The following is a 7,301-nucleotide window of genomic DNA, read 5'->3' as shown; positions in this document are numbered from 1 at the left end:
GGGCTCCCCCTTCGATACTCATGTTGCAGACGGTCATTCGTTCTTCCATCGACATGCGATCGAAGACTTCGCCGGCGTACTCATACGCATAACCGACGCCACCCTGCACTCCGAGCTTGCGAATGATGTGCAGGATCACGTCTTTGGCGAAGACCCCAGGGCGAAGTTTTCCGGTCACTTCAATCTTTCGCACCTTGGGACGGCTGAGTGCCAGCGTCTGCGTTGCAAGGACATCGGCAACCTGACTGGTCCCAATCCCGAAGGCGATCGATCCAAATGCCCCGTGCGTGCTGGTGTGACTGTCACCACAGGCGATCGTCATGCCCGGTTGAGTTAATCCCTGTTCGGGACCGACGATGTGCACGACCCCTTGTCGTTTATCCTTGAGATCGAACAGACGAATGCCGAACTCGCGGCAGTTCTTCTCAATCGCCGACATCATTTCTTCGGCCAGGCCGTCCGCGAACGGACGAGACTGCACGTCGGTAGGAATAATGTGGTCGACCGTCGCCAGTGTCCGTTCAGGATAGGGAACCTTCAGCCCGCGGTCGCGCAGGATTGAAAACGCTTGGGGGCTCGTCACTTCATGGATCAGATGAAGTCCGATGAACAGTTGCGTCTGCCCTCCGGCAAGCGAACGAACGGAATGCAGATCCCACACTTTATTGAATAAGTTGCGACGGTCGGTCATATCCTGAAACTCGATTTCCTTGAATGAAAAATAACGGAAACGTCCCACAGTCTAGCAAGTCCGCAGCGGTCATGCGAATGCTGTCACGGCCAAATCCTGCTGACAAACCACAACGCATCACTTGGCAGGGTAAGGAGATCCCAATCCCTTTCCAAGTTCGCGTGGTGCGGCAGAAATCCAAGACGCCGCCGACGCCGCAACCAGTTCCGCCCATGGGCTGAATGTCGTTGTCACCGAATGGTCGTGCATTCTTCCATGACACCTTTCTGCCAAGAGCGTCACTTCCTGCCGAATTTGTCGCGACATCCATCACAACTCGCTTCCCCCACACGAGTGAATGCGCGCTGCACGCGGTTGAGCATCTTGAGCACCTAATTGACCAAACCACTATTTTTCAGGCACTTTCAATTAGATGCTCAGCTTGAGCATGTTGAGCACCTTGAGCATCTAATCGAAGAGACCGTTTTCGGGCGTGACGGAGTGGTTGTTCTCTTCGTAATCCTTTTGCATAAAACATTTTATGATTCCGGACGTCCTGGCGGCAACAGAATACCACCCTGCGCCAGCGTCCCACTTCGGGACAACATCGGCTCGATCCGTGCACGCCGTCCGATCGCCAGATCCTCACCAACGCACTCTGCGGCACCACCTCAGAGCACCCATCCAACTCCGCAACTCCATCGTCGTCCGCGATAGGGCGGTGGTGTTCTGCCAGATCTTCGCAGTTTTCTGCCCTAAGCAGCGGTCGCGCAGGTCAAGAAGTGGCGGTAACCGTTTCCAATTCTTCCAGGAGACCGGTCGATCATAGCATCAAACAATGTTGTCGCAAGTTGTCGTTTCCAATCCTCCGAACGCCGTCTGAGACTCTCTGGGCGAGAACGGTTGGGGTCATCTGTACGTGGGGGATCTGGCAGGAGTCTGCTCATTCCGAAAATCATGTCTCGCACAGTCGGTTCACTGAGTCGCTCGTTGAATTCTGCCATGTCTTGAGTTGGAAGAGAGCATAACGCTGCCCCCCTGTTTGGCTCGCCGGGACCCTCCGTTTCGGGATAGAGTCTCGTCGTTCGCGTCTGACAGTCTCGAAAGGACAAAAAATGCCTCATTACATCTGTTCCACGTGCGGCACGCAGTACGCCGAGACACTGCAGCCCCCGGAGTTCTGTCTGATCTGCACTGATGAGCGGCAGTACGTGAAGAAGTCGGGCCAGCGGTGGACCACGGCGTCCGAACTGCGGCAATCACATCACACCACGATCAAGCTCGAAGAGCCGGGGTTGATCAGTATCGGCATCGAGCCTCAATTCGGGATCGGGCAGCGAGCGTTCTTTCTCCGCACACCGCACGGAAACATCCTCTGGGACTGCATCCCCCTGCTCGACGGCGCGCTCGTGGAAATGCTCAACGCCATGGGAGGGCTGGCGGCAATCTCAATTTCGCACCCGCACTACTACTCCAATGTTGTGGAGTGGAGCCGCGCATTCGGGAACATTCCGGTCTATCTGCACGCAGCCGACCGACAGTGGGTCATGCGGCCCGACGACTGCATCCACTTCTGGCAGGGAGAGACCCGGCTACTGCTCGAAGGGCTGACGCTCATTCGTTGCGGCGGACACTTCGCGGGGGGATCCGTCCTTCACTGGGGGGGCGGCGCAGAGGGGAGGGGAGTCCTTCTCTCCGGGGATATCATCCAGGTCGTCGCGGACAGGAAGAGTGTCAGTTTCATGTACAGCTATCCCAATCACATACCCCTCGGCCCGGCAGCAATCGAGCAGATTGTGAACGCAGTAGAACCGTTTCCGTATGATCGCATCTACGGCGCGTTCTGGGACATGGTCATCGAGCGAAATGGAAAAACCGCCGTCAAATCCTCGGCAGAGCGGTATCTACAGGCGATCAGGCAATGATTCCGGTTTAAGAACCGACCTTCATCAAGGGGAATTCCCACTCGCGATCGCCCGGCCTGAAAGGTCGAAACAAGTCAGCCCGGAGCAAATCGCCGCGACGAAAGCAGCCGAGCGACGCCCCGAGGTGGTTCTCTAATGGTTGTGCGACGTGCTACGACGAGAAGCGCTATGTCCCAATTGACGCTAACTTTGGCGAAACGTCGCCCCAAATGATCTTTCAGGCAGCCGAGCTGTGTAGTGATTTGATCTCACTCTGAGTACCAGAATAAAAGAGTCCAATTATGTCGTTAGGGCTATTGCAAAGATTGTGTGCGGTGCTGTTTCCGCAGGTGAAGTATCGACAGGAGGCCCGTCAACAGTCCCGATTTAGCATCGCAGCGTATGTGTCACTGCGGAAGTCATCATGGTTTCCAGGGCGGCAACTCCTTTTGCCAGCGTGCAATGTCGAGGCGGTGCACAGCGTTGCGCGATCTATATTTGCTGAGTTTGGGGAATTGCGCATTAGCAATGCCACGTTCGTTCACAAGCCGGATGTGACGGTTGTGGTTGGGATGCCATATCTAGAAGACCCTGACGACAGTCATACTCAGTTTACAACTGCACTCTATCCGCACGGGCTGTATTCGATCGGGACGTTGGATGACACGTCAGAGATATTTGCTGCTGAAAATGGTGTGATTTATGAAGTGCAGATGGTAAGATCTCCGGGTGAATGGCCTTCTTCGTATCAACTAGAGCCGGTCGCCTGGAATTTCGATGACGCTTTGGAGCGGTGGTTGGTTCCAACTGTGCAGCGAGGCGAGATTGTGGGTGCCAAGAGACTTAAGTGGTTCGATACGGAATGGAGATTAGTCGAAAGTTGATGCTGTTTCGGAAGCACGGGGCGCGGGGATACGGCACGTTTTCATGATAGAACACTCTAATGTCACTGGCACTGCCCGGGAGTGGTAGCAGCGTCTTACAAATTCTCTCGACTCTGTCGTCAAAAAACGCCGAACCGGTGTGTCAACGGAATATGCTTTGTCCCAGTAATGTTCGGCACAAGCTGGGGCAGCAGGTTCGGGCACACATGCTGCGCTCACTGCTGCCGGAGTGACCGTAACGGGAATTGGCACCGGCGGTGGTATTGGCGCAGGAGCTTCGATCGGGGGTAACCGTTCACGGCCTGAGACGTTCGTGTTCAGTGTTTGTCGAAAAGCGATGGTGCTTGTTGACCAGATAGACTTGCTTCGACAGCTTGTGTGAGCCACTGATAGACGGATCGTTTCTGGAGGCGGCAGGTTTCCGAAACGGTCAGCATTCGTTCGATGAAGCGACTGCCCTTTTCGCTCTGCGTTCCGAACGAGAGCTTTCTGTAGATGACTGCGGGCCGCAGTGCGCGCTCCGCGACGTTATTGGTCGGTTCGATGCCTTCGACTTCAGTAAAGGTCCAAAGCCACTTGCGGTGATTGGACGACTCGCGGCACGTTCCGACCAAACGCTTGTTCCCACTGGAGACTCCGCGAAGCAAAAGACTGTTAACCTTTTCGCAGAGGGGCCGCACCTGAGTTTGAAAGGTCTTCCACGAAAGGGAACCCGACTTATACTTGTGCCAGATCAGGAATAGGTGATCGACCGGTCGCATTAAGTCATGGCCGAGACGTTTGACTTGGTGATCGCGATGATCGATCAGTGACTGGAAGTCTCGCTTCAAATGGGCCCAGCACCATTGCAGTCGCTCCGCTTGCCAGTACATCTTTGCCCGGTCGCAGTTGATGATCCCTTTGAACTGATCGCCGAGAAGTTTTGGCAGCGCCGTTGCTGCTCGGCTGGCGAAGATGGCAAATACGGCGAACCTCGGAGAGACCGCCGTCCACAACCAGGCTTTCTGATTGGCCTGTTTCGTCGGAGATTCGTCCATGTTCAATTGTTTTTCGTTCGCCAGCAACGCCCTCAGGTCCTCGTAGGGCTGCTCGAGAGCCTGTGATACGCGGTTTTGCATTTTCACGGTGGCTGCTGGACAGCATGGCATGTTCAGCAGATCCGATAGAAACAGGGCTGCACGACGTTTGCTCTGACGGAAATGCCCCATCAACAATCCCGTGAATGCGAGCAGCTTTGGACCAAACTGGCCGCTTGGCACACCCGCAGGCAATGCGGCACAAGTGCTCGTTCCACAGCGGCGGCATGTCCGTCGATGTCGCTGGTATTCCCGAATCATCGGTTCGATCTTCGGCAGTTCCCAGACTTGATGGCGAATCGGTTCCGGATCGGTTCCGTCAAGGTCTTCACCGCAACGTCGGCAGTTTTCGGGAAGGAGCGGAATCACTTCCTCACAACGTTCGATCGGAACAAGCTCGCGAACGATACGCTTGTGTCCCGGTTGACCTCCCCGCTTTTTCTTCGACTTGGATTTGGGCTTTGGAGTTGCCCGAGCATGGGGATGCTGAGTGGAGGGAGGTATCGACGAGTTCTGTGGGGTCAGTCGTTTGACCTGCGCTTTCAGTTCGTCAATCTCCGCCTGCATCCTGACCCGCTGAAGCTCCATGCTCGCTAGTAACGACTCGACAAACGCGCGCACTGCGGGCGTCATCTCGGCTAAAAGCTCAGCAGGTATTTCGGGCGTCGGATTCATGAGAATGGTGTCTCAAATTCTCATCTTCCTGAAAAGAGCAATCCCGCCCCGTGAACGGTTACGGAAAGAGTCATTTATGCCAATCAATCGGCGTTGCCGCGATCCGATCCGGCTTCACGGTTTACTACCGGTCGATCTTCGACACGGTCCGTGACTTCCTTCACGATGAGGCAATGGACGGCCATGAAAAGCTTCTACAGCGTTATCTGAAGCCGGACCTGCTGATCATCGACGACATGGGGATGAAGCAGTTGCCGAAGCGCTCCGGTGAATACTTGTTCGAAATCATCATGCGTCGTCACGAGCTTCGATCAACGATGATGACGAGCAATCGACCGCTCGATGATTGGGGCAAATTGATCGGGGACGTCCCCAGTGCGACGGCCATTCTCGACCGGTTTTTGCATCGGGCGGAAGTCGTGCAAATCACCGGTAAAAGTTATCGCCTTGAGAAATCTGAAAAGGTACCAAAAAGTACCAAAGCGCCCACCGGGTCCGCAGCCGAAGAATAAGTGATCAAACGGAACCACTTTCAGTGGTTAAGACACCAACGGATAAAGTGGTATCGTTTGAGGCGCCCCCGAGTGGTATCGTTTGAGGCGCCCATCGACGCCTTCGACGGGAAGACGCTTTGCGGCTCCTTCGACCAAGCGTCTGCGAAGAGCGCATTGCACTCGGTCTCGGCATGGTCGTGCGGTCTGAAAATGTGCTTGGGATTGAAGTCCGTTGACGACAAATCCAACGAGATCCCGGCCGTGCAGCAATTGGTTGACCTCCTCGATTTGAAGGGGGCAATTGCCACGGCCGACGCGATGCATTGTCAGGTCGAAACAGCCGCCAAAATCATTGATAAGGGGGCAGACTATGTGCTCACCGTCAAGGGGAACCAGAAATCGCTGCGAGCAGAGATCTGTGAAGCCTTGACCGAAGCCTTTGAGAAGCAGAACTCCCGATTGCGACAATGTTCATCGAAGGAAAATAACCACGGTCGAGAAGAGACGCGTGACGTGGTCGTGATGCCGGTTCCCAAGAAATCGAAGATCTTTTCCCGATGGCCAAACATCAAGACCATCGGTGCGATCTATCGGACACGCAATGTGGGTCACAAACAGGGCGAATGGCAGAGCTGTTTCATCAGCAGTTTGTCATCCACGGTTCGCAAACACCGCGATATCCTCCGTTCGCACTGGAGCATCGAGAACTCACAACACTACATCCTGGATGTAACATTTACAGAAGATTCGAGCCGAATTCACAAAGGAACGGGCCCGGAAATCAGTTCCGTTTTTCGCAGACTCGCGCTCACAATTCTGCAACAGGACACTTCGATAAAAGGAAGTATTCGAGGCAAACGAAAGATCTGTGGCTGGGATGAATCCGCATTTGAACGACTCCTCGCTGGTTTTACAGGAGATTGACGCTCGATTGCCCTGGGGGGGGCGCGACACACTCACGCAATTCCATCACCCACTAGCGCAACTTAACCGGTGCCATAGAATCTGAGGGAAGCTTATGACATCGATATCTTTCAAGTTCGCCCTCGCCATCGGGCTTCAAGGTAATCAAGAGTGTCGACTCATCTTCGAAGGAGGCAGTGTATGTGACGCCCTCAAAAATGAACGAGCCGTAGCTTATGTCTATATCGCCTTCGCGGAGCAATTCATATGTAACCAGCGGACTGCTATCTGGGTTATCATTGTCAACAACCGTCTCGTAGTACGTTGACTTCACTTCAAATCGTCTTGGAGGCTGAAAGGAATAAAGAGTGTGATACAACCCGAGTTCCTGATGACGCTCAAGTTCTCCACTTGCTGCCGGAAATCGCCACACGCCCTCAAGGCTTTGGATTGTCGGATGTAGTTTAGGCATCACAGTGCCCTGTTTGTCTGTACTCTTCTCATCTTTCAGCGCGTTTAATTCTCCGGCAGTCATCGCTGGTTCAGGAGAACTAGCAACCGGAACGCATCCAGCAAGGATAATGAAAAGTACGCCGATCGATGATTGATACTGTAGCTTTGCGTAAAATAAACGTAGCATTGGCGATCTCTTGTGGTAAACGTAGACATGTGGTAGGATACTTACTCGCGAGTCA

The 7,301-nt window shown here is 54.2% G+C and carries 7 protein-coding genes; 4 read left to right on the top strand and 3 right to left on the bottom strand.

Going from position 1 to position 7,301, the window contains the following annotated elements; all coding sequences use genetic code 11:
* Positions 1-691, bottom strand: a 691-nt coding sequence (locus tag VGE80_RS06360) for an aconitase family protein (protein ID WP_440592070.1), incomplete at its 3' end; no start/stop codon positions are given.
* Positions 692-1,785: 1,094 nt separating this feature from the next.
* Between VGE80_RS06360 and VGE80_RS06355 the strand changes: the two genes are divergently transcribed.
* Together VGE80_RS06355 and VGE80_RS06350 are read left to right on the top strand one after the other, a co-directional pair.
* A complete protein-coding gene (locus VGE80_RS06355) occupies positions 1,786-2,595 on the top strand; it encodes an MBL fold metallo-hydrolase (RefSeq protein ID WP_440592069.1) in 810 nt (269 codons plus the stop codon).
* A gap of 281 nt (positions 2,596-2,876) precedes the next feature.
* Complete coding sequence (locus VGE80_RS06350) at positions 2,877-3,458, top strand: hypothetical protein (protein WP_440592068.1); 582 nt, start codon at positions 2,877-2,879, stop codon at positions 3,456-3,458.
* Between the two features lie 317 nt (positions 3,459-3,775).
* Here the strand turns inward: VGE80_RS06350 and tnpC are convergent, their stop codons facing one another.
* A complete protein-coding gene (tnpC, locus tag VGE80_RS06345; RefSeq protein WP_440592067.1) occupies positions 3,776-5,209 on the bottom strand; it encodes an IS66 family transposase in 1,434 nt (477 codons plus the stop codon).
* A 50-nt stretch (positions 5,210-5,259) separates the two neighbouring features.
* On the opposite strand from tnpC, the gene VGE80_RS06340 reads away from it, so the two are divergent.
* Together VGE80_RS06340 and VGE80_RS06335 are read left to right on the top strand one after the other, a co-directional pair.
* On the top strand, positions 5,260-5,721 hold the full coding sequence (locus VGE80_RS06340) for an ATP-binding protein (RefSeq protein ID WP_440592066.1): 462 nt from the start codon (positions 5,260-5,262) through the stop codon (positions 5,719-5,721).
* Positions 5,722-6,627 carry an ISAs1 family transposase gene (locus VGE80_RS06335; RefSeq protein ID WP_440592065.1) on the top strand — a complete coding sequence of 302 codons (906 nt, stop codon included), beginning with the start codon at positions 5,722-5,724 and terminating at the stop codon, positions 6,625-6,627.
* 52 nt (positions 6,628-6,679) lie between these two features.
* Here VGE80_RS06335 and VGE80_RS06330 read toward each other — a convergent pair whose 3' ends face one another.
* Positions 6,680-7,246, bottom strand: coding sequence for a hypothetical protein (locus tag VGE80_RS06330; RefSeq protein ID WP_373650869.1), 567 nt, complete (start codon positions 7,244-7,246; stop codon positions 6,680-6,682).
* Positions 7,247-7,301: the final 55 nt, after the last annotated feature.

The sequence above is a fragment of the Schlesneria sp. genome (assembly GCF_036405755.1).
Taxonomy (GTDB): Bacteria; Planctomycetota; Planctomycetia; order Planctomycetales; family Planctomycetaceae; genus Schlesneria; species Schlesneria sphaerica.
The sequence above is the reverse complement of the archived record's forward strand: the minus strand, read 5'-3'. Positions and strand labels throughout refer to the sequence as shown.